Origin of the sequence: Actinacidiphila epipremni (genome assembly GCF_012034175.1) — a bacterium.
Lineage (GTDB): Bacteria > Actinomycetota > Actinomycetes > Streptomycetales > Streptomycetaceae > Actinacidiphila > Actinacidiphila epipremni.
This window is the reverse complement of sequence record NZ_JAATEJ010000010.1, coordinates 179,185-203,193: the sequence shown is the minus strand read 5'-3', so window position 1 is coordinate 203,193 and position 24,009 is coordinate 179,185. Positions and strand designations below refer to the sequence as shown.

The 24,009-nt window shown below is 70.3% G+C and carries 10 protein-coding genes and 2 pseudogenes; 6 read left to right on the top strand and 6 right to left on the bottom strand.

Annotated features, from left to right (window positions below; all coding sequences use genetic code 11):
- Nucleotides 1–53: 53 nt before the first annotated feature.
- Nucleotides 54–671 carry a bifunctional 4-hydroxy-2-oxoglutarate aldolase/2-dehydro-3-deoxy-phosphogluconate aldolase gene (gene eda / locus HCN08_RS15375; RefSeq protein ID WP_167983613.1) on the top strand — a complete coding sequence of 206 codons (618 nt, stop codon included), beginning with the start codon at nt 54–56 and terminating at the stop codon, nt 669–671.
- 12 nt (nt 672–683) lie between these two features.
- Here eda and HCN08_RS15370 read toward each other — a convergent pair.
- From HCN08_RS15370 to HCN08_RS15360, 3 genes and pseudogenes are all read right to left on the bottom strand, one after another.
- Nucleotides 684–1,550, bottom strand: a pseudogene (locus HCN08_RS15370) (histidine phosphatase family protein); the annotation flags it as partial.
- Nucleotides 1,442–2,182, bottom strand: a complete 741-nt coding sequence (locus HCN08_RS15365; protein ID WP_167983656.1) for a zinc ribbon domain-containing protein — start codon at nt 2,180–2,182, stop codon at nt 1,442–1,444. The pseudogene HCN08_RS15370 and the gene HCN08_RS15365, both read right to left, overlap by 109 nt.
- Entirely contained in the window at nt 2,179–3,051 is an 873-nt protein-coding gene (locus HCN08_RS15360; RefSeq protein WP_167983611.1) for a Nif3-like dinuclear metal center hexameric protein, read from the bottom strand. The genes HCN08_RS15365 and HCN08_RS15360 overlap by 4 nt, the downstream gene beginning before the upstream one ends.
- 387 nt (nt 3,052–3,438) lie before the next feature.
- Here HCN08_RS15360 and HCN08_RS15355 point away from each other — a divergent pair, with 387 nt between their 5' ends.
- Complete coding sequence (locus tag HCN08_RS15355) at nt 3,439–5,031, top strand: hypothetical protein (RefSeq protein ID WP_167983610.1); 1,593 nt, start codon at nt 3,439–3,441, stop codon at nt 5,029–5,031.
- Nucleotides 5,032–5,336: 305 nt separating this feature from the next.
- Nucleotides 5,337–5,480, top strand: a complete 144-nt coding sequence (locus HCN08_RS15350; RefSeq protein WP_167983609.1) for a hypothetical protein — start codon at nt 5,337–5,339, stop codon at nt 5,478–5,480.
- A gap of 13 nt (nt 5,481–5,493) precedes the next feature.
- Here HCN08_RS15350 and HCN08_RS15345 read toward each other — a convergent pair whose 3' ends face one another.
- Nucleotides 5,494–6,057 (bottom strand): GNAT family N-acetyltransferase, encoded by a 564-nt coding sequence (locus HCN08_RS15345; RefSeq protein ID WP_167983608.1) that lies wholly within the window; start codon nt 6,055–6,057, stop codon nt 5,494–5,496.
- 96 nt (nt 6,058–6,153) lie between these two features.
- Nucleotides 6,154–10,896, bottom strand: a complete 4,743-nt coding sequence (locus tag HCN08_RS15340; protein WP_167983607.1) for a LamG domain-containing protein — start codon at nt 10,894–10,896, stop codon at nt 6,154–6,156.
- Nucleotides 10,897–11,391: 495 nt separating this feature from the next.
- On the opposite strand from HCN08_RS15340, the gene HCN08_RS36170 reads away from it, so the two are divergent.
- On the top strand, nt 11,392–18,519 hold the full coding sequence (locus HCN08_RS36170) for a polymorphic toxin-type HINT domain-containing protein (protein ID WP_167983606.1): 7,128 nt from the start codon (nt 11,392–11,394) through the stop codon (nt 18,517–18,519).
- A 68-nt stretch (nt 18,520–18,587) separates the two neighbouring features.
- Nucleotides 18,588–19,352: a barstar family protein gene (locus HCN08_RS15330; RefSeq protein ID WP_167983605.1), complete on the top strand. Its 765-nt coding sequence runs from the start codon at nt 18,588–18,590 to the stop codon at nt 19,350–19,352.
- A 93-nt stretch (nt 19,353–19,445) separates the two neighbouring features.
- On the opposite strand, the pseudogene HCN08_RS37070 reads toward HCN08_RS15330, so the two are convergent.
- Nucleotides 19,446–20,246, bottom strand: a pseudogene (locus HCN08_RS37070) (tyrosine-type recombinase/integrase); the annotation flags it as partial.
- 513 nt (nt 20,247–20,759) lie between these two features.
- Between HCN08_RS37070 and HCN08_RS15320 the strand changes: the two are divergent.
- On the top strand, nt 20,760–23,906 hold the full coding sequence (locus tag HCN08_RS15320) for a GH92 family glycosyl hydrolase (RefSeq protein WP_322974463.1): 3,147 nt from the start codon (nt 20,760–20,762) through the stop codon (nt 23,904–23,906).
- Nucleotides 23,907–24,009 lie beyond the last annotated feature (103 nt).

Genomic DNA, 24,009 nt, shown 5'->3' with positions numbered 1-24,009 from the left:
CGCAGGGTGCAACAGGCGTTGCAGGGGGTGGACCGGGCGGTCAGGATAAGCGCATGGACTCCGTGTTCGGCCTCGCCCCCGTGATACCCGTCGTCGTCCTCGACGACGCCGACGACGCCGTGCCGCTCGCCCGCGCGCTGCTCGCCGGCGGGCTGCGGGCGATCGAGATCACGCTGCGTACGCCCGCCGCGCTGGACGCGATCCAGGCGGTCGCGCACGGCGTGCCGGACGCGGTCGTCGGGGCCGGGACGGTGCTCACGCCGGACCACGCGGCGGCGGCGTCGGCGGCCGGGGCGCGCTTCCTGGTCAGCCCCGGGTGGAGCGAGCGGCTGCTGGACGCGATGTGCGGGACCGGGCTGCCGTACCTGCCGGGCGCCTCGACCGCCTCGGAGGTGCTGAACCTGCTGGAGCGCGGCATCACCGACGTCAAGTTCTTCCCCGCGGAGGCCGCCGGCGGTGTGCCGTTCCTGCGCTCGCTCGCCTCGCCCTTCCCGCAGGTGCGGTTCTGCCCGACCGGCGGGATCGACGCGGGCCGCGCGCCCGGGTATCTGGCGCTGCCCAACGTGGCCTGCGTCGGCGGGAGTTGGATGATCCCCCAGGACCTGCTCGCCGCCCGTGACTGGGAGGGCGTCAGCGCGCTCGCCAAGGAAGCCGCGGCGCTGGGAAGTTGACCTCGGGGCCGCTCAGCGCGGCAGATGGGCCGTGGAGTTGAGGAAGCGGACGGAGGCGTTGCCGTCGGTGTAGTAGGCCACCGCCGACAGGGACGCGGGCGCCAGGTCCATCCGGAACAGCGCCTGGGGCGGCGCACCGAGCGCGAGCCGCAACAGCGTCTTGACCGGCGTGACATGGCTGACGACCAGGACGGTACGTCCGCGGTGCGCGGCGAGCAGCGCGTCACGGGCGGCGGCGACCCGGGCGGTGACCTCGGCGAAGCTTTCGCCGCCGGGCGGCGCGGCGGTCGGGTCGGCGAACCACGCGGCGAGCTGCGCCGGATACCGCTCACGTACCTCGGCGAAGGTCAGGCCCTCCCAGGCGCCGAACGCCGTCTCGCGCAGGTCCTGCGCCAACTCGACGGTGAGGCCGAGGCGTTCGGCCACGACGCCGGCGGTCTGCCGGCAGCGGGCGAGCGGCGAGGACACGACCGCCTCGACCGCTCCGACCGCGAGCAGGCCCGCCGTACCTGTACCCGTGCCCGTGCCCGTATCCGTGCCCGTATCCGGGACCGTGCCCGGGGCCGCGGCCAACGCGCGTGCCGCGCCCGCCGCTTGCTCCCGCCCGCGCTCCGACAGCGCCGGATCCGCCCCGCCGCTGCCGGAGAACCGCCGCCCGGCGGTGAGCGCGGTCTCCCCGTGCCGCAGCAGTACGAGCACGGTCGGCGCCCCGAGGTCGGGCGCCGCGCTCCCGCCGGAAGGGGCCGCGCCCGTACCGGCGTCGGACATGCTCAGAGGCCCGAGTCCGCCGTCCGGACCAGGATGCGGCGGCAGTTCTCGCACCGCACGACCTGGTTGGCCGGCGCCGCCCGCAGTTCGTTCAGCTCGGTGATGTTGAGCTCCAACCGGCAGCCCTCGCAGCGCTTCTGGTAGAGGCGGGCCGCGCCGACGCCGCCCTGCTGGGCGCGCAGCTTGTCGTAGAGCTTGATCAGGTCCTCGGGCACGTCCGCCGCCAACCGCTCGCGCTGCTGGGCGACTTCGAAGCCCTCCGCGTCGATGCCGGCCAGCGCCTCGGTCTTGCGGGCCTCGGCCGCCTGCACGGCGGCGCTCACCGTCGCGACCCGCTCGGCGAGTTCGGCGGCCCGGGCCTGCGCGGTCTCGCGGCGCTCCATGACGTCGAGGACGACGTCCTCCAGGTCGGACTGCCGCTTGGCCAGCGAGGCCAGTTCGCGCTGCACGTTCTCCAGGTCCTTCGCGCCGAGCGCCCCGGAGTCCAGCCGCTGCTGGTCGCGGGTGGCGCGCTGCCGCACCTGGTCGACGTCCTGCTCGGCCTTGGTCTGCTCGCGGGCGGTGTCGCTCTCCTCGGTCTGCGCGGCGACCAGCAGGTCGCGCAGCTGCGTGAGGTCGGCGCCGAGCTGTTCGAGCTCGGCGTGCTCGGGAAGGTTCCTGCGCTTGTGGTCCAGCTGCGCGATGCGCGCGTCGAGGGCCTGGACTTCGAGGAGGCGGATCTGGTCGGCGGGCTCGGCGTTCAGCGGGGGGCTCCTGGGCTGCTGGAAGGGACGGGAGAAGCGGAGGGTGCGTGCGCCGTCCACGGGTCGGTGACGGCGTACGAGACCTGGGTGCTCAGCGCCCAGCCGTACCGCTCGGCGAGCGCGTCCACCTCGCGGGCGGCCTGCGGGCACCACGGCCACTCGGTGGCCCAGTGCGCGGCATCGATCAGCGCCGGCGGGCCGGCCTCGCGGGCCTCGGAGGCGGGGTGGTGGCGCAGGTCGGCGGTCAGGTACGCGTCCACGCCCGCCGCCCTGACCTGCGCGAAGAGGCTGTCGCCCGAGCCGCCGCACACCGCGACGCGGCGGATCGGGGCGGCCGGGTCGCCGGCCACCCGCAGGCCGGTCGCGGTCGCGGGCAGCCCGCGCGCGGCCTGCCCGGCGAACTCGGCGAGGCTCAGCGGCTCCTCCAGCACGCCGATCCTGCCGAGCCCGCGGCGCCCCGCGGGGTCGGCCGGGTCCGGCACGAGCGGCCCGGTGACCCGCAGCCCCACCGCCGCGGCGAGCGCGTCGGAGACGCCGGGGTCGGCGCGGTCGGCGTTGGTGTGGGCCACGTAGAGGGCGACGCCGCCCCGGATCAGGTCGTGCACGACCCGGCCCTTGAAGCCGGCCGGGCCGACCGGCGCGACCGTGGTCGTACCGCGCAGATACAGCGGGTGGTGCGTGACGAGGAGCCCGGCGCCGGCGGCGACCGCCTCGTCCACGACCTCCTGCACCGGGTCCACGGCGAAGACGACCCGGGAGACCTCGGCCGCCGGGTCGCCGCACACCAGCCCCACGGCGTCCCAGCTCTCGGCCAGGGCGGGGGGCCACAGGGCGTCGAGGGCGTCGATGAGGTCGGATAGACGTGGCACGTCTACGAAGATTACCCGCCGCGGGCGCCGCACCGTCCCGCCCGGGTCCGCCCGGGGTCCGCCCGGGGTCCGCACGGGTTCCACTCGGGGTCCGCACGGTCCCGCGCTGTCCCGTGGGGGCGGCCCCGGTCGGGTCGGGGCACGAGCTCAGCCGGGACCGGGGGCGCGGGAGGCGGCCGGGCGTCGTTGAGCCCGGACGAGATCCTTGGGCGAGCCCGGCCCCACGGACAGGAACGCTCGGCCCCGCCCCCTGCCGGCGAGCACAACCGGCCCGCGCCGCGCGGGGGAATCGCGGAAAGCGACACCCTTACGTGTGAACTGCACCCTCTCGCGTTGATCGTCCGGAAGTACGAAACCTACGGTCGGAGGCGGAGGAGGTCGATTCGTATGACCGTCAGTGCAGTGAGCGCCGTCAACGCGGTGGGTGTGGCCGGCGCGAGGGGTGCGGGGGGTGTGCTCGGGGCCGCGGGAGGCGTACCGCGCACGGTCGTGCGCCGGACGGGCTTCACGATCACGGCGGACGGGGCGTATGCGGCGTGCCTCGCGGAGATCGTCGGGGACGGGGGCGGGGTGACGGGCTCCCCGGGCGGCTCGCCGGCGGGCGGCGCGGGTGGCTCGGGCGGCGGCTCGCCGACAGGCGGCTCGGGTGGCGTGACGGCCGGCCGTACGGGTGGCGTGACGGAGGGCGTCCCGGACGGCGTCCCGGGCGGCTCCCCGGAGGCCGGGTCGGGTACCGCCAGGGGGCTGCTCGCCGAGCGCTGGACGCTCTCCGGGCCCGAGCCCTACGCCGTACCGCTGCCCGGGCCGCAGCCCGAGGAGCCCGGTACGCAGGTGCTGCCGCTGGCCGACGGCCGGGTCCTCATCCGGCGCCGGGTCGCCGACCGCTACGACCTCGCGCTCCTCTACCCCTCCGGCCCGGACACCGGCGAGCTGCCCGTCGGCTCGCTGACCGGCGACGACGTACGGCTGCTGCCGCCGGCCCCGACCGCCGCGCCGGTCGCGTACGCCCTCGCGTACGAGGCGCAGGCGTGCCGTACGGACATCTGGCGCGTGCACGGAGCGGCGGCGCCGGAGCTGGTCATGACGGTGCCGGGCCGCTGCACGGGCGGCGTCTGGCTCGACCGGTCCGGGCGGCTGCTCGCCCTCGACCGCGAACTGGCCGGGCGTACGAAGGCGGTCGCCGCCGACCTGCACACCGGCCGCACCAGCCCGCTGCTCCAGATCACCGACGAGAGCGACGACCGGCTGCTGCTCGCCGAACCCGACAGCGGCCTGCTCCTGCTGCGCAGTGACGCGCCGGGCGAGTCCCGGCTCGGCTGGGGCGTGCTCGGCAGCCACCGCCCCGTCCGCTTCCCCGACGCGCTGCGCGTGCCCGGCGTCCAACTCACCCCGGTGGCCGCGCAGCCCGGCCAGATCCTCACGCCCGAGGCGTCCGTCATCGCCTTCCGCGCCGAAGTGCCGGGCGGCGCCGAGTCATTGGCCCTGTGGCGCCCCGGCGACCGCCGACTGCACTGGCGGGCCTCGCCGTTGGGCTGGCTGGGGGCGGCGGGCATGTGGCTGCCGGGGGATGAGCTGCGGCTGCCGTACGCAAGTGGCTCCGCCGGTCAACCGGCCCGCGCCGAGGGCGACTTCACGTGCGGGCTGGCCGCGTACGAGCCGCCGGCGACGTGGCCGGAACGCACACCGATGCGCTCGGCCGGTGCGCCGGCGTGGTCGTCGGCCGGGTCGTACGGCGCGGGTTCTTACGCTCCCGGCGCTGGTACGAGCTCGTACCCCCCGGGCGCCGGTACAGGCCCGTACGCGGCCAGTGCGGGGGCGGGTTTCTACGCCCCGGGCGCCGGTGACCGGATGGTGAGCCGTCCGGGCGCCGCCGCCGGGGAGCGGGTGCGGGCGGCGCTGCCCGCGGGGCGGGCGGTGCGGCGGGCGCTGACCGTACTGCCGCTCCAGCAAGCGCCCCTGGCCGCGGCGCCCGCGATATGAGCCGCGCCCTGGTGGCGCCGGCGGCCGACCCGGCGCGCTGGGCGCCGCACCCGCCGGAGGCGGTACGCCGGGTGCAGTGGGGCGCGGGCACGGGAGTGGGCGCGGCGGGCGAACCCCGGCCCGTCACGGCAGGTCCCGAGGCCGCGCCGGTGCGGTCGCCGAACGGGTGGACCCCGGTGCGGGGCGCGGAACGGACGTGGTTAGAATCACCACTCGCCGTTGCGCACCGGGGGACGCAACGTGAGCACGCGTGGTCGCTGCTCGCCCGCTTCCGGCGCCGTCGCCACACCACGGGGAGTACGAAGTTGTCCGACGCCAGCGCGTCCACCACCGCCGACCGCAACGCCGAGCCGCCCGCCGGCCGCCACCGCGGCCCCGCCTCTCCGGAGCCCCCGGAGTCCGACCCGGCGCCCTCGGCCGGCCGGCACCGCCGCCCCAAGGCCGGCTGAACGCACCGCCACGTCAACCCTCTTCGGGTACGAAGTCGGCCGGCGCGAAGGTGAAGGCGACGTACTCGCGCCCGTCCACCTCGAAGCCGGCGGCCTCGGTCATCCCGTAGTGCCGGTGCACCGCCAGCGAGCGCGTATTGGCGGTCTCGACGAACGCGACGCCGAGGTCGTAGTCGCCCCGGAGGGCGCGGCACAGCGCGGTGAGCAGCCGCGTGAGCACCCCGCGCCCCTGGAACCGCTCATCGACGACGGCGGGCCCGTAATGGAAGAGCCGCCCCAACTCCCGCCTACCCGCGGCCTCCTTGACCACCTCGACGGCCACCGTCGCCGGATGCCCCGGCGGCAGCACCCCCGGCTCGCTCGTCCCTGCGAACCCGGCGAGCTCCCCACCGTCCACGGCCACGAACACCCCCGGCCCTTGCTCGAACCGCTCCAGCACCTCCCCGGTCATCCGCCCCTGCACAAACCCCCGCCGCCCCCGCTCCTCCGCACTGAGCCCCTCCCCCCGCGCGGCATCCATCAGCCCCAGAATCGCCGCACGGTCTCCACCCCGGGACTTGCGCACCTCGATCGTCATACGCAAGACCCTACGCAGCCCGCCGGCAAGAAACCGGGAGGCCGGGCTCGCCGCCCGGCCTCCCCTTGCGCCCTGAGGGTCTGAGGGTGCCGCCGGTCAGCGGGAGAAGTAGCCGCTGCAGTCGATGACGAGGTCCAGGGTGCCGTTGCTGTGGTTGTCGACGCTGATTTCGCTGCCGGCACTGGTCGGTGTGAGGGCGAGGTTGGCGTTGATGGCGCCGGCGGCCCAGTCGAGGTTGGACGTGTTGTTGGCGGCGGTGCCGGCGGGGTATGCGTCGGCGTGGCCGGCGGCGGTGGCTGTTGCCTCGGTGAGCATGAGGGCGAGGGTCGGGGTGGTGGCTGTGGTGATCTGCTGCACGTCTGCTTGGGCCAGGGTGTAGGTGGTGTAGGCGGGGATGGGCTGCCCGGTGCCGCCGGTGCCGTTGCGGGTGTCGACCAGGCGGGTGGGGTTGACGGGGTGGTAGGTCTGGCCGTCGGTGGCGTCGGTGTAGTAGCCGGCGATGTCGACGAGGACCGCCGTGGCGCTGTGGTGGTTGCTGATGGTGATGGTGCCGCTCGTGCCGATGGGTGTGTCGGCTGCCATGGACGCCAGCGCGCTGGAGGTGTCGTAGCTCAGGCTCGTGGCAGCTGCCGGTGCGGCCCCGGTGGCGTAGGCCTGGAGGTATCCGCTGCCGGTGGCGTCGGCGGTGGTGAGGTTGATGGCCACGGCGGCGGCGTCGGACGGGACACCGTCGACACCGGCGATCGTGAGGGTGAAGGTGGAGTCGCCCGGTACGGTGCCGGTGGAGGTGAGGTTGGTGTTGGCGGTGCTGGTGCGGGTGTCCAGGGCGCGGGTCGCGGGGGCCAGCGGGGTGTAGGTCTGGTTGCCGGGCAGGGCGGGGTCGGTGGTGAAGTATCCGGTCATGTCGACGACCAGGGCGATTGCACTGCCGTGGGTGAACAGGTCGATCTTGCCGTCGGCGCCGACGGGGACGATCTGGTAGCCGGTGGTGGTGCTGGCCGCTGTGAAGTTGGTCGATGAGGTGATGGGGCGCTGGGAACTGTCGGCGTAGGCGGTGACGTAGCCGCTGGCGGTCTGGTTGACCGCGGTGACGTCGATGGCGACGGCGGTGACCGAGGACGGGACGGTGACCGGAGTCCCGGCGGTGGAAGTGACGGTGTCTCCGGCGATGCGCAGGCTCGTCACCGAATCGGCGGCAATGGTGGCGGTGCCGGCGGTGACGCCGCTGGTGTTGGCCAGGCCGCTGGCGTAGCGGGTGTCCAGGATCCGCGTCGAGGTGATGGCCTGGTGGTACGAGGCCGGTGTGGACGCCTGGGTGGGAGGTATGGCGGCGCCCGTCCAGGTCTGTATGTCGGAAAGGTGACCGCTGAAGTAACCCGTGGGGGAGGCACCGTTGTTCTGGTTGGCGCCGACGACGAAGTTCCCGGCGGCGCCGGTGCTCGGGGCGGTGTGGCCACCGGTGGCGACGAACACCTCGTCGACGTAGAGGTTCATGACCTTGACGGCCTTGTCGTAGGTGGCGGTCAGGTGCGTCCACGTGCCCAGGTGGACGGCGCCGCCGGTGACGGTGTCGTAGGTGCCGGCGGTGCCCGCACCACTGTTGAGGCTGAACTGCCAGCCTGCCGCTGTCGGGATGAGCTTGATCCCGGAGTAGGTGCCTCCGTTCTGGGAGAACACCGCGCCGCCCAGCGTGGTGGGCTCGGCCCACACCGACACCGTCAGGCTGCCGGTGAGATCGACGGCCTTGCCGGCCGTCTGCAGGTAGGCGGTGCCGTTCAGTTGCAGGTCGGGGTCGAAGAGGTCCCCACTGTCCCAGGTGACACCGGCACCGGCGTTCGGGGAAGCGGTCAGCGGCAGCGCCGGTGTTCCGGTCCCGTCAGCGGCATTCGTGGCGTTGCCGTCCGTGGCGTCGTCCAGTCGCCACTCGTGGGTGCCGGTCGCGACCTTCTGAGGTGCTTGCGTGGTTATTTTCGGGGGCGTGATGCCCAGGTCGAGCAGATCGGCGGTCACGTTGCCGACCGCGTCCGTCTGCCAGAGGTCCGGCGTTCCGTCGTGGTTGAGGTCCGCTGCCTGCAGGAGGGCGGAGGAGGTGCTCATGCCCAGCGAGACCGCCGTTGCGGGATTCCCCTGGGCGAGGTCCGTCAGATCGTCCGGGCTGTAGTAGTAGACGGGGCCGCCTGTGCCGCTGCGGGCGAAAAGGGCGGGCAGTCCGTGGACGAGGCTGGTGGTGATCTGCCATCCGGTCCAGTCGCCGCCATCGGCGGGATTGGAGGCCGTGATCGGTTGAGCGTCCTCGACACCGACGAAGGTGCCGGGCTGGGCGAAGGACGCCTCGTAGGAGAGCGTTCCGTCGATGATCAGCAGGAGGTCCGGGTAGCCGGAGAAGTCGCCGCCGTTGACGGCCGCGTTGAACCCGCCGCCGTTGGCCACGGCGTCGGCGGTGAGCCCGGTGATGGGGTCGGTGAAGGCCAAGGGGTCGATGTCGGCCTGATGACCGCTGGCGGGTGAGAGGGCGGAGCCGTCGCCGTTGCCGTAGAGGACCCAGCCCGCCCCCGTGGCCGGGTTGTAGTCCAGGACGTCGTTGAAACCGTTGCCGGTGGCGAAGTGGCCGGTGACGGCTTGGGTGCCGACCCAGTCGGTGGTCGAGCCGGGATCGGAGACGCCGGTGCCCTGGGCGCCGATCTGGGAGGCCGCCGTGACGATCTGGCCGTTGGGCGCTCCGTGCGCGAGCCAGAGGCCGGGCGGGAGCTGGGCCTGACCGCCCACGAGCGTCAGGTCGGGAACGCCGTCGCCGGTCAGGTCACCGTCCGGGGCTGTTGCGGCGGCGGACGCGTTGATCACGCAGGTTGCCGTGTCGCCGATGTTGCCGCCGGGGGAGACCGATGTGACGTTCAGGATGTTCGTGCCGCGGGTGGGCTTGATCGTCACGTCGGGGGTCTTGGCGGAGACGGGCGCGGCGCCGTTGAGCTGGTAGAGGTAGTGGTCGGGTGTTGTCCCCTTGCTGTTGGGGACCAGGGTGAAGTTGGCTGCGGTGCCGACCTGGTAGTTCGCCGCCGACTCGCTGCAGTCGGTGCCCACGGCGTCGTTGACGGTGGGGGCGCCGGGCCTGGTGGGGTCGAAGGTGAACTGGCAGGTGGTGGATGGCGCGGAGGTGTAGCTGCCGTCGCTGGCAGTCAGGTTCCAGGACAGGCCGGTGGTCGTGGTGGTGCCGAGCCAGCTTTCGAGGTTGGCCTTGGTCAGCGTGTAGGCGGCCTTGGTGCCGGAAACGGCGTTGACGGTCTTGGTGGTGACGGTTGCACCGCCGGACGTTCGGGTGACCTTGAACGTCGCGCTGAGGGTGCCGCCTTCGGGGTCGCTGACGCCTGCGTAGAGGGTGATGTCGCCGTCGCCCATGACCCCGCCGGTGCAGGCACGTGCCGGGGAAGTCGTGAGACCTGTGGGCGTGGCCGGCTTGTGGTCGTAGGTGGTGGTCATCGTCATGGTGGAAGGGTCGAACTTCTTCCACTGGTCCTTGTCACCGTCGTCACCTGCCCTGAGGCCCAGGGTGATGGAGGAGGCGGGACTGTTGGCGATGGCCTGCATGGCGGTGTGGGTGTCCCAGCCGACCGAGGCGGCCGGGCAGGAGGAGGACCAGCCGTGGGCGACGGTCTGGGTGTCGACCTTGGTCTTCCACGCCGGTTCGTTGTCCCAGGTGGTGGCCGAGGAGATCGCGCCGGTCGTCCACAGCTCCACCGGCTCCGCGGTGCACGAGGCGGAGTGGATCTCCGTGGCGTAGAAGTGCGTGCGGGTGGGGTCGATGGTGGCGCCGTAGATTCTGCTGTCGACGCTCATCCGCGCGAAGGCATGCGCCTTGTAGTACGGCGAGTCCCAGCCGTTGTAGCCGACCCTGACTCCCTCGGAGTCCTTGGTCTTCCAGAAGCTGGAGCTGTGGTAGTACGACGAGGTGTAGGTCCAGCCCTGTACCGAGCCGCCGGCGGCGTAGGACGGGTCGATGTAGACGGGGTAGACCGTGGAGCCGCCGCTCAGCAGAGCCGCGTCGGGAGTCAGCGCCATCGTCCCCGAGGCCGTGCCCGGCCCTGCGCTGTCGGTGTAGACGGCCTTGACCGGTGCGACATGCGCGCCGGCGCCCGGGCTCAGGCTGGTGGACGCTACCTGGACGCCGGAGCCGGACGGCTCCTCGGTATCGCCCTGCGTGATCGCGGCTCGCGTTTGCGCGGAGCCGCCGGCGTCTGCGGTGGCGGAGTCCCACATGATGGGCGCGGGGGCGGAAAAGACGGTACGGCCGAGGGTGTCGGTGGCCGTGAAGTTGCCCGCCGCGTCGGTGGCCGGGGTGACCCCGTTCGTCTGGGTGGCGAACGTCAGTTTCCTGAGGGCCGGGTCGGCGGCAGCCGAGGCGTTCTTGACGACCAGTGTCTCGGAGAAGCCGCCCTGGTCGTCCGCGGTGACGGTGAGGTCGACCCCGGGCAGGACATCGGCGTAGGTGGCGGTCGGGCCCGACAGGGACGGCGCGGGCAGGACGCCGATCGCGTCAGGAAGCGTCAGCGACAGGGTGCGTGCGCCGTCTTTCATCACCGCGAGGGTCCTCGACCCGCTGCCGGGCAGAGTCAGCGTGCCGGTGGTCAGTGCGGGGGAGACGGAGCCGTCCGCGCGGCGGACCAGCGTGGCGTCCAGCGGCTTCCACATACCGTCGGCGTACTTGCGTACCGGTGCGGCGTTCTGGGTCAGGGTGAAGGTGCCGTCAGGGTTGGCCGACTCGACTTCCGTGGGCGTGGTGGCCGCCTCGACGCTGACGGCCTTGCCTGTGGCGGTGGCCCGGGCAGAGGCTTCGGCCTCGCTCACCGGGGTTCTGGACGTGTCCTGCCCCACTGCAGCTGGCGCAGAGGCACCAGCTGCATGAGCAGGCTCGGCCAAAGCCGTCAGTGACAGCGCGCCGAGCGCGGTAGCGAGCAAGGCCGCCGCAGCGCGCCGAGTCCGAGCGGGTCTCACAGCGTTTCTCTCCCCGGGTTCCGCATCGTGGCCCTGCGAACGGGACGATGTGTGTGGCAACTACCGGCAGAGCATCCCTTGGACCTCGCGGTTCGGTCGAGACCGGGTTGCGGCAACCCGAGGCCCCGAAGGAGGAGATGGAGAGTGTGTGCCCAGATTCATCACAATTCTTTCATAGGTTCTTTGCGTAATCATTACATTTCGATGTTCTGACATTCCGGATATGAAGATCTCGGCCTGGCCTTCGTTGTCGTGCGATAGTCAACGTCGCTTCACCGGTCAGACGTCTGCCGGTAGCTCGTCGTGCCTGCTCGCAGGCTGGTTTGAGAGATGGGACCGGTGTAGTCCATGGCTCGGGTTGCATGGTTCGGCCGCGGCTTTCGCCCTGTCCGCAGGCACCGCCGCTGGATAGGCGTAGTCGGGGCGCTCACGCTCACCGCGTCGCTGGCCGGCGCCAACCCGGCGCTCGCCGGCCCGGCTCATGCGGGCCCACCGCCCGTTCACGACGTCACTCCCGTCAAGGACGTGACGACGGTGAAGGTCAAGAAGATCCAGGTCGAGGACCAGACCAAGAGGGCGTTCCACGCAGCCCCGGCCCGGTGGCCTGCTGCCGTAGTTGCCACCACCGCCCTCACTGCCCCTGCGGGCAAGCAGCCAGGCGCCAAAGCCGGCGCAGCAGGAACGCCGCTGTGGGCCCGGACGGTTGCCCCCAAGAAGGGCAGCTACACAGGGCCCAGCAGCCTCAACGTCACGATGCTCGCGCACCAGGACGCGACGGACCTCGGACTCGACGGCGTGGTCTTCACGGTCGGAGCCGCGGCGGGCGGGACCGGCCCCGTCCAGATCGGGCTGAACACCGCTTCGTTCGTGCAGGCCGCCGGGGGCAACTACGCCTCCCGTCTGCACCTGGTCCAGCTTCCGGCCTGCGCCCTGACCACACCGCAGCTGCCGGCGTGCCGTACCCAGACGCCGCTGGCCACCACTCACGACAGCGCGACGGACCTGTCGACCACGCTGAACCTCACCCGGCCCGGCACGACGAGCCCGACACGTACCTTTGCGCCGGCCCCGACTGCGTCGTCCTCCGCGCAGGACACTTTCGCCGCGGCGACTGTGCTGGCGGCTACCGCGTCCACGGACAGCGGCGCGGGCACGTACTCGGCGACGTCGCTCAAGCCTTCGGGCTCATGGTCGTCCGGTGGCTCGTCCGGCTCGTTCTCCTACAGCTACCCGATCGACCTGCCCGGCTCCTCGGGCTCCTTGCAGCCCTCGGCGGACCTGAGCTACAACTCCGGCTCGGTCGACGGCCAGACCGCCTCCACGCAGGCCCAGGCGTCCTGGGCCGGTGATGGCTGGAGCACCCCGGACTCGTTCATCGAGCAGACCTTCACCTCCTGCGCCGACGACCCGGAAGGTACGGCCTCGCCCGTCGCCACCGGTGACAACTGCTACGCCGGCCCGCTGCTGACGCTGTCGCTGAACGGGTCCTCCACCTCGCTGGTCAAGGACGACACCACCGGCGACTGGAAACCGGCAGCCGACAACGGCGAGGTGGTCAAGCACGTCACCAACTCCGGCAACGGCAGCGGCACCTACAACACCGACTACTGGACCGTCACCGAACGCAACGGCGACACCTACCAGTTCGGCCGCAACCAGCTCCCGGGCTGGACTTCGGGCAAGCCGACCACCAACTCGGTCGACACCGAGCCGGTGTACTCCGCCCATTCCGGCGACCCCTGCTACGACTCGGCGGGCTTCACCTCGTCGGTGTGCACGATGGCCTACCGCTGGCACCTGGACTACGTCACCGACACCCACGGCGAAGCGATGGCGTACTACTACCACCAGGACACCAACTACTACGGCGAGGACAAGGGCGCCCACGACGTCTCCTACGTCCGTGACTCCTACCTGACCCGGATCGACTACGGCTTCCGCGACGGCGGCGCCTACGGCACCGTCCCGGACCAGGTCGTCTTCACCTCCGACAAGCGCTGCACCCTGGCCACCTGCGACGCCTTGTCCACCACCACCGCCCCCACCCAGTACCCCGACGTGCCCTACGACCTGGTGTGCGTGCAAGGCACCGACTGCGACCAGCAGTCACCGTCGTTCTTCTCCACCGCCCGCCTGGCGTCGATCACCACCAAGCAGTGGTCCGCGACCGCGAACGACCACCTGCCGGTGGACACCTACACCCTCCACGAGACCGAGCCGGCGACCGGCGACGGCAACTCCCCGACGCTGTGGCTGTCCTCGATCTCGCACACCGGCAACCACGCCTCCCCGGGCGGCCCGGCGAACACGGTCACACTTCCCGACGTCAAGTTCACCGGCATCGACCTGCAGAACCGGGTCGACACCTCCTCCTTCCCGGGCCTGTACCGCTACCGGATCTCGTCGGTCACCAACGAGATGGGCGGCATCACCGCGGTCACCTACGGCCTTCCCGAGCCGTGCACCGCCACTTACGTCGCGAGCGCCAGTCCGTCGTCCAACGCCAAGTCCTGCTACCCGGTGAGTTGGACCCCGAAGGACTACACCGCACCGATCACCGACTGGTTCGAGAAGTACGCCGCCACCAAGATCGTGCAGACCGACATCACCGGCGGTGCGGTCGCCCAGGAGACCGACTACGACTACACCGGCGGCGCGGCCTGGCACTACGACGACAACGAGGTCGTCAAGGCCAAGTACCGCACCTGGGGCCAGTTCCGCGGATACGGCACCGTCACGACGCGCACCGGCGACGGCACCAACGACGCGCAGACCAAGTCCGTCACCACGTACTACCGCGGCATGGACGGCGACTGGCTGTCCTCCACCTCGACCCGCTCGGTCACGCTCACCGACTCCCAGGGCGGCCAGCACACCGACAGCGACCAGCTCGCCGGCAACACCCTGGAGACCACGAACTACCTCGGTGACGGCGGCGCGGTCAACGACTCCACCGTCACCTCCTACTGGATCTCCGCCGCAACCGCCACCCGGGCGAGGACCGGCGTTCCGGACCTGACCGCCCACGCGGTCCAGGCCGCCGAGACCTGGGCCCGCCAGGCACTCACCGACGGCGGCACGACCCACTGGCGGTACACCGAGACCGACACCACCTACGACGCCAGTCCCTCCAGCGCCACCTTCGCGTTCCCCACTCACGTCTACACGCACACCGTCCCCGCCCAGGCGGACTACGACCGGTGTACGTCCACCACTTACGCACCGGCCAACACCGCGAAGAACCTTGTCGGCCTGGTCTCCTTCGAGGAAACGGACTCGGTCGCCTGCTCCGGCTTCACCGAGAACAGCACCGCCACCGTCCCGAAGACCCTCAACTCACTGAGCGCACCGGCCTCCGTGAACCGACCCGCCCAGGTCGTCTCGGCCGCCCAGAACTTCTACGACGACCCCACCTTCTCCACCACCTTCCCGCAGGCTGCCGCGCCCACCATCGGCGACCTCACCATGGTCCGTCACGCCTCCGGCTACGCGGCCGGCTCCTTCACCTGGATCACCGGCAGCCGCAGCACTTTCGACGCCTACGGCCGCGCGACCGCCGCGTACGACAGCAACGGCAACAAGACCACCACCGCCTACACCCTCGACAGCGTCGGCCTGACCACCGCGGTCACCTCCACCAACGCCAAGAACCAGAGCGCCACGACGACGCTCGACCCCGCCCGCTCGCTGACCCTGACCAGCACGGACGTCAACGGGCTGGTCAGCACCGCACGGTACGACACTCTCGGCCGCACCACCGCCGTCTGGCAGGACAACCGCCCCACCAGCGCACCGGCCGACGCCCTCTACACCTACACGGTCTCGCAGACCAGTTACTCCGGCATCACCACCCAGACGCTCAACAACTCGCTCGGTTACGTCACTTCGACGACCCTGTACGACTCCCTGGGCCGCGACCGGCAGACCCAGACCCCGACACCGCAGCTCGGACGGCTGATCACCGAGTCCTTCTACGACTCCCACGGCTGGGTCCGCAAGAAGAACACCGCCTACTGGGACAAGGACCACGCCCCCGCCCTGGAGATCGCCAAGGGCGACAACGACGAGGACTCCGTCATCCCCGACCAGGACGTCTACACCTTCGACGGCCTAGGGCGCGTCGTAGTCGACGACTCCCTGCAGTACGGGGTGACCAAGCAGACCACCACCACGGTCTACAACGGGGACACCACCACCGTGATCCCGCCGGACGGCGGAACGGTGAAGTCGACCACGACCGACCCGCTCGGCCGTACCACGTCGGTCGCCTCGTACAGCACGCCGCCGACGCTGTCCAAGCCGGCCGACACCTTCACCGGCATCTGGTCGATCAGCGGCGGTACGTCCAACGCGATCACCTACGGCTACGACGGGCACGGCAACCAGGACACCGTCGCCAGCGGGGGCAGCACCTGGTCCACCACCTACGACCTGCTCGGCCGGGCCATCTCCAAGTCCGACCCGGACGCCGGCACGAGCACCATGGTCTACGACGACAACGGCAACCTCACCCAGACCACCGACGCCCGCGGCAAGAGCGTCTCCTTCGTCTACGACGCCCTGAACCGCAAGACCTCCCAGTACGCGGCGCCGCTGAACGCGCAAGCGTCGGCCAACCAGACGGCGTCGTGGGTCTACGACAACGACAACGGCGTCGCAAACGTCACAAACGCGATCGGGAAGCTCACCACAGAGACCTCTTACAGCGGCGGCGCTGCCTACGTCACACAGCAGACCGGCTTCAACGCCTTCGGCGAGTCGCTCGGCGAAACCGTCAACATCCCCACCACCGAGGGTGCGGCCCTGGGCCGGGTCTGGACGTTCAAGCACACCTACTCCGCGAACGCCGGCCTCCCCCTGACCGACAACTACCCCGCGGCAGGCGGCCTGCCGGCCCAGACGGTCGCCCACGGCTACTCCACGGCCCTGGACCTGCCCAACAGCGTCGCCGACACCTCCTACACCTACGCCCACGACACCACCTACTCCGCCTACGGGCAGGTCCTGCAGGAGACCATCGGCAACAGCGGCAACAACGCCTACCTCACCAACACCTACGACCCGCACACCGGAGCGGTCAAAGACCAGCTCCTCACCCGCACCATCACACCGGCCGCGATCGACGACGAGGCCTACGACTACGACCCGGCCGGCAACATCACCCGCCAGACCAGCACCCGCCTCGGTGCCACCGCCGCCACCGAGACCCAGTGCTACGCCTACGACCACCTCGACCGCCTCACCTCTGCCTGGACCGCCACCGACTCCTGCGCCGCCGCGCCCACGCCAGGCAGCCACGCCCAGGTCGGCGACCAGCTCACCGGCGGCACCGCGTACTGGACCAGCTGGACCTTCGACATCCTCGGCCAGCGCACCAGCCAGACCGACCACGCCACCACCGCCGGCGGCACCGACACCACCACCGGCTACATGTACAAGGGCACCGGCAACGGCAACACCGCCAACCAGCCCCACACCCTCACCGGCACCCAGTCCACCGGCGCCACCACCGCCTCGACCGCCTACACCTACGACGCCGACGGCAACACCCTCACCCGCAACACCGCCGCCGGCACCCAGAACCTGACGTGGGACGACACCGGCCGCCTCAGCCAGATCACCGCCACCGCCTCCGGCACCACCTCCTACGTCTACGACGCCGACGGCAACGTCCTGCTGCAGAAGGACCCCGGCAGCACGATCCTGTACCTGCCCGGCCAGCAGATCACCCTCAACACCGCCACCGACACCGCCACCGGCGTCCGCTATCTCGCCCTTCCCGGCGGCGGCACCGCCGTACGCACAGGCCTCGGCACCAACTACGGCTTCGAGTTCGGCGACCTCCACGGCACCAACGGCATCCGCCTCGACAGCACCGCCCAAACCCCCACCTGGCGCCAGTTCACCCCCTACGGCGACACCCGCGGCACCACCGTCACCTGGACCGACAACCGCGGATTCCTCGACGCCCCGACCAACACCAACACCGGCCTCACCCAACTCGGCGCCCGCCAGTACGACCCCACCCTCGGCCGCTTCATCAGCCTCGACCCCCTCTTCGAAGCCACCGACGACCAACTCCTCAACGGCTACACCTACACCCGCGACAACCCCATCGGCCAAGCCGACCCATCCGGCCTCATCCCCCTCGGCTGCGGCACCGAAGGCGCCTGTTACGGCTACAGCCCCCAGAACGGATGCCCCGGCGGCTGCGGCACCACCGCAAACCAGGAATGGGGTAAGAACCACGGCCAATCCCCCACTCACGGTGGCGGCTGCCGGCCAGGAAGCTGCGGTACATCCAGCGGAAAACCTTCTGCCAACGACATCGCCTCGATAAAGCGCAGCGAGATCAATCATTGGTCGCCGCCTGCCAGCAACACCCAGGAGTTGTTGGGATGGCTCTGGGAGGGCGGCAACGGAAACTGGGGAAGCGGTGCGGACTACTGGGAACCTCAGGCCAACATAGACGGCCACATGACCAACCTCTGCCTCGGTCGTACAGGCTGCAGTCGGGCATACAAATACCTGTTGCACCACCAGGACGATCTTGATGGAGCCAGGGCTGTCGCTGCAACGTACTGTCTCACTCATGCCTCCGAATGCGCATCGGACGAGCAAGCCCAAGAGCTGACAGCGGTCAATGTAAAGGGCTTTGTGACCGCCCTTGCGTTCGGAGTGTTCTCGTACTCCGGAGGCGGCGGGGGCCAGGGCGGGAGTGGCGGCGGGGGCGGTGGGTGCAGCTTCGATCCCGACACACCTGTGTTGATGGACGGCGGCAAAACAACGCCCATCAGCAAGATCAAGCCCGGCGAGAAAGTCGAAGCGGGAGACCCCGTCACCGGGAAGCACGAAGGGCCGCACTCCGTCACCGCCACCTGGATAAACCATGACGCCAACCTCCTCGACGTCATCGTCAAAGGCCCTGAAGGTCAGCTCGCCACCTTGCACACCACCGCGAACCACCCCTTCTGGGACAACACCACCCACGCCTGGACCGCGGCCGGCAAGCTGCAAGTCGGCCACAACCTCAACACGCAGACGGACCGCAACGCAGTAGTCTCCGCCCTCCGGCGCATCCCGAGTCCAGCCCGGAACATGTACAACCTCACCGTCCAGGACCTGCACACGTACTATGTACTCGCGGGCCATACGCCGGTACTCGTTCACAACAGCGATGGCTGTCCCACTGGGAGGTTGTCGAGTCCCCTGCCGGATGGGATGAACAATAAGATCGCTTCGGCCTACGACGACGTGAGGGCAGGGCGGATTCCTTCGCACGCTACGTATAAGGGACGTGAATACTCCTGGTGGGCAGGTTCTAAGGAGTACCGCGTGCCGGGCAGGCCTGACACTGACAGAATCCTGGAAAAGGAGCTGCCGAACGGCGTCAAGGTATACGGCTGGACGTCCACGCATTACGCGAAGATTCAACGCTTCAGTGCACCCCATTTCCCTGACTCGGGGTGGAATTAGTAGCTCTATTGGTTAACTGGTGCAGCGACTTGATTGTCGCTGCACCAGTTCCGGTTTGGGGATTAGGCGTGGCTGGCGAACTGCCCGTCGTGGGCAAGGCAGATTTTCCGCTGTACGTGGTATCGGATGAAGAGTCCGGGGGGGTGCTTGTTGCGGCTGAGGGAGTGGAGGGGTTTTTTGTCGACCCGGAAGCGGAATCGCCGGAAGTGGCCTTCCTGAGGGCCCATGAGGTCGAGAAGGGTAGGCGGAGGGTCGAAGATGCAGTGATGGCGGTCATGAATCGTCAACGGGAGAAGATTGGGGAGTACTTCATTGGTCGGGCTGTGCTCGGAGACCCTGGCGTATGGGAGCCAGGCGGAAATATTCCAAGAGTCGCTTTCCGGTTCTTTGGTAATCGTTGCGAGTATCCCGAAGCTGAGAGAATTTGGCCGCGTTGGGCATCAGGGGTCGCCCTGGAGAAGGGTGAATGGTTTCGGTGGCCTGTGAACTATCAGGGCGCATGGCTGCACGTTGTTCAGAATTCCTGGTTCGCTTCGAACCGTAGGGCTGCTCGTTATGGAGTGGAGGACGTTGTCCACTTGGACGGTGGGCAAATTTCCACGAAGTCGGGGTTCTACTGCGCATTGGGTGAGGCGGTCAATGGCCCGGGCGGTTACTTTGGATCAAATCTTGACGCTCTCGCGGACTGTATTTCTTCGAGTTTCGGCGAGGGGCCGCCGGCGAGGATTATTTGGCGGAACTTTCAGACGTCTCAAGAATTTCTTGATCATACCTTCCTGGATTCGATTGTGGGACTAATGCGAGAATTCAGCGTAGATCTCGCCACTTGCTGACCTTGAGGTGCGTGCGCGAGCGAATATGATGCCCCGTCAGATGACATCTGGCGGGGCGTATGGGCGGAGTGACGGCCGTAGCTGACGGCAATGTCAGCGGACGGCGGCTCCGACGAGGGGTGGTTCGTTGCCGCCGTCGGGCTTGCCGGTGATCTCGGTGGGGTTGCGGAGGGCGCGTCCGAGGAGGTCGATGGCGTCGCGCTGGAGGTGGAGCCGGACGTGGGCGTACACGGTGGCGGTCACGCCGATGTGGGCGTGGCCCAGTAGTTGCTTGATGACGACGAGTTCGACGCCCTGTTCCAGGAAGAGGGTGGCCGCCGAATGGCGGAGGTCGTGGAAGCGGATGCGGCGGAGGGCGGCTCGGCGGAGCAGGGCGTTGAAGTCTCGGGTGAGGGTGGCTCCCTCGATCGGGTTGCCGTCGGTCCGGGTGAAGACGTAGCCGCTGTCCTTCCATCCCGTCCCCGCCGCTTCATGCTCCTGGGACTGGTGGTCGCGGTGCTGTTCAAGGGAGCGCAGACACGGCCTGGGCAGGGCGATACGGCGTTCGGAGCTCTGAGTCTTCGTCGGGGAGGGCGGTCAGGCCGGCACTGTTGGTGCGTTGGAGGGTGCGGCGGATGCTGGCCATTCCGCCGGTTAGGTCGAGGTCTTCCTGTCGCGCGTCAGACTTTGTGGTGGGGCTCTTTGCTTGCGGCAGCACTTTCCGATGGCACAGCGCTGGGGCTGGTCGTGGGCGGTGTTGAGGCCGTGTGTGCGGCACCGGCAGGTGGTGTGCAAGCGGTCGAGCCAGGTGTGGACGTCTCTTGGGGGTGAGCTTGGCGACCTTCTTCCGGCCGAGGCCAGGCAACAGATGGAGGCGCACACAAGGGTGTGGCGGGTATGCGGGTTCCGGTAAAGCTGATGGACGGCGATGTGTGAAGCCGGTACGTCAGCCACGTGGCCAAGCCGCCCGTGCGGAGGGTGCGGGAAGGCCGCGGTTGCTGCCGGCGATGTGTTGCTGAGCTTGGCGGCCCGCCGCTGATGCTGTCGCCGGTCTGGGATGACCGCGAGTGTCTGTCCTGGCCCCGCGCTACTGCCCAGGAGCGCGGGAACCGCGGCACGCGCATCGCCGGCCGCGCCCCGTCGTGCCGGGCTTGGATGCTGCGTCGGACGTGTTGGTAGGCATTGTCTGACAGGGCATCTCGTGGACGGAGAGGGGTTGACGTGGGCTCAGGGGCGGGGGAAAGCTCGGGCGGGTGGGTGACAACGTTGTCAGGGGAGTTAATTGACACCGACCACCCACGCGGGAGCCGTACCGGGTGACAGGGAGGTCACGTGTACCGACACCGAGAGAAACAGCACGTCAGAGGTCGTGGAAACGCGAAGAGGCGCGGCTCGCGGGCGTACCGGCGGCCCGGGTTCGTTGCCGTCGTGCTCGCCGCCGTGGGGGCGCTCGCCGTGCCCTCCGCCGTTGCCGCCGCGCCCGGCGCGCACAGCGGGGTGCCCGGCGGGCACAAGGGTGGGGTCGCACTCGTCGGGGACCCCGCTGCGTACGTCGACCCCTTCATCGGCACCCAGAAAGGCGTCGACTGGGAGAACACCTTCCCCGGCGTCACCGCGCCCTTCGGGATGATGCAGTTCAGCCCGGACACCACCAGCGCCCCCACCGGCTACGGCTACACCGACACCGCCGTCAAGGGCTTCAGCCTGGACCACTTCTCCGGCGGCTGCTCCTCCTTCGGCGACATCCCCCTGCTGCCGGTCACCGGCGACGTCGGCGCCGACCCGGCCGGCCGCACCGAGCACTTCAGCCACCAGGACGAGCACGCGTCGCCCGGCGCGTACGACGTCCACCTCACCGACTCCGACGTCCAGGTGGACATCGGCGCCACGACCCGCACCGGCATCGCCTCCTTCGGCTACCCGGCCGGCAGCACCGCCCAGGTGCTGGTCAAGTCGGGCACGAACCTGGGCGGCGACTACGCCGCCGAGGTCGATGTCGTCAGCGACCACGAGATCTCGGGCACCACCACACCGCACGGCCTGTGCAACAACAGCCGCTACACGATGTACTTCGACATCACCTTCGACCGCCCCTTCACCGCGCACGGCACCTGGCAGCGCGGCAGCGGCACGGGCACCGGCTCCGGCGCGACGACCGTCACCCCGGGCTCGGACACCGCGACCGGCTCCGGCTCCGGCACGTACCTCACCTTCGGCACCGCCACCGACCGCACCGTCACGGCCAAGATCGGCATGAGCTACGTCAGTACGTCCGGCGCGGCGGCCAACGCCAAGGCGGAGATACCGGGTTGGAGCGTGCCGAAGGTGCAGGCGCAGACCCGCGACGCCTGGCGGGACGCGCTGCGCAAGGTGTCGGTCGGCGGCGCGACCAAGGACGAGCTCACCGTCTTCTACACCTCGCTCTACCGCTCGCTGCAATCCCCGAGCGTCTTCAACGACGTGGACGGCCGCTACATCGGCTTCGACAACGCCATCCACCAAGTGCCGCGCGGGCACACGCAGTACGCGACCTTCTCCGACTGGGACATCTACCGCTCGCTCGCCCCGCTGCAGACGATGCTCTACCCGCGCGAGGCCGGCGACATGGCCAACTCGCTGCTGCGCGACGCCCAGCAGCAGGGCGGCTGGTGGCCCAAGTGGCCCTCGCAGAACATGACCGGCAACGTCATGAACGGCGACAACGGCGTCCCGCTCTTCGCGCAGTACGTCGCCTTCGGCGCGACCGGCGTGGACATCAAGGACGCCCTGCCCATCATGAAGAAGGCCGCCACGACCTCCGAGAAGGTCGGCTGGGGCTGGGTCGAGCGCCCCGGTGTCGAGGACTACGTCCGCCTCGGCTACGCGCCCAACAACGCCACCTCGCAAGGCGATCACGGACTCCAGGGCGCCTCGGAGACCCTGGAGTGGGCCACCGACGACTTCACCATCTCCCAACTCGCCGCCCGCATCGGCGACAAGGCGACCGCGCGCGAGTACGCGGTGCGCGGCAACAACTGGCAGAACATCTACGACCCGGCCACCGGCTACCTGCGCCCGCGCGACGACAACGGCGCCTTCCCGGCCGGCCCCGGCTTCCAGACCCCGCCCGCCGGCGCCTTCGGCCAGGACGGCTACGACGAGGGCAACGCCGCGCAGTACAACTTCTCCGTCCAGCAGGACATCGCCGGCCTGGTCACCGCGATGGGCGGCCCGGCGCAGGTGGTCCCGCGCCTGGACGACTACTTCAGCCAGCTCAACGCGGGCGGCAACGCGCCCTACGACTGGGCCGGCAACGAGATCGACACCACCACCCCGTGGATGTACGACTACGTGGGCCAGCCGTGGAAGACCCAGGAGGTCACCCGGCGGTTCGAGAGCGAGCTGTTCACCACCGCGCCCGACGGGCTGCCCGGCAACGACGACAACGGCGCGCTGTCGTCCGAATACGTATGGGCCGCACTCGGCATGATCCCGGCGACCCCCGGCACCCCCACGCTCGCCCTCAACTCCCCACTGGTCAAGCGGGCGGTGATCAGCCTCGGCAACGGCCACCGCATCACCATCGACGCGCCCAGGGCCGCCACGAACGCCCCCTACGTCACCGGAATGCGCCTGGACGGGCGGCACTTCGAGTCCACCGCGCTGCCCGCCGACTTCGCCCTGCGCGGCGGCGACCTCGACGTGGACCTCGCGACGCGGCCCGACACCCACTGGGCCACCAGCCCCAAGGCGGCCCCGCCGTCCTGGCGCACCGGTGAGGTCCCGGCGGTCGGCTACCTCACCCCGACCGGTACGCAGGTCCTGCCCGGCGGCAGCACCCTGCCCGCGACGGTCGGCGCCTCGACGCTGGCCGGGCACGCCGGCTCCGTACGCTGGACGGCGACCTCCGACGTGCCGGGCGTGACGGTCACCCCGTCCTCCGGCACCCTCGACCTGCGCCGCGCCGACCGGGCGAGCGTGCCGGTCACGATCGCCGTCGCGGCCGGCACCCCGTCCGGCTACCACCCGGTCGAGGTCGCCTTCCGCACCGCGGACGGCACCCAACTGCCGGGCGGCGCCGCCGTGGTGACCGTACCGGCGGCGGACGGCGCGGCCACCGCGTGCGACACGCTCGGCGCGACCGACACCGAATGCGGGCTGCGCTTCCGGGACAACGGCGACGGCCACACCGTCGCGGTGACCCTCGGCGGACGCAGCGGCCGGTCCACGACGGACGGTTCGCCGTTCGAGTACTTCGACGTCGACAACACGATCGTGCCCGGCGCCGCGGCCGGCTCGCCCTACCACGCCACCGTCACTATCGACTACTACGACCACGGCACCGGCAGTTGGGCGTTGCAGTACGACTCCGCGTCCGGCGCCTACAAGCAGTCGCCGTCGGTGGCCAAGACCGGCACCGACACCTGGAAGACGGCGACCTTCACGCTGGACGACGCGGTCTTCCACAACGGGGAGAACGCCGGCAGCGACTTCCGGGTCGCCAACAGCGGCGACGCCGGCACGCTCGGCCGCGTCGCGGTGACCGTCTCCGGCGGCAACGTCCTGGCGCTGCACCTGTGCCCGGACCCGAGCTGACCGGCACCCCTGTGCACACCCCCTGAAGCACAGCCTCTGCACGGCCGGTGGGCCGGCGGACCCCCCTCGGGCCCGCCGGCCCGCCGGCACGTCCCGGCAAAGC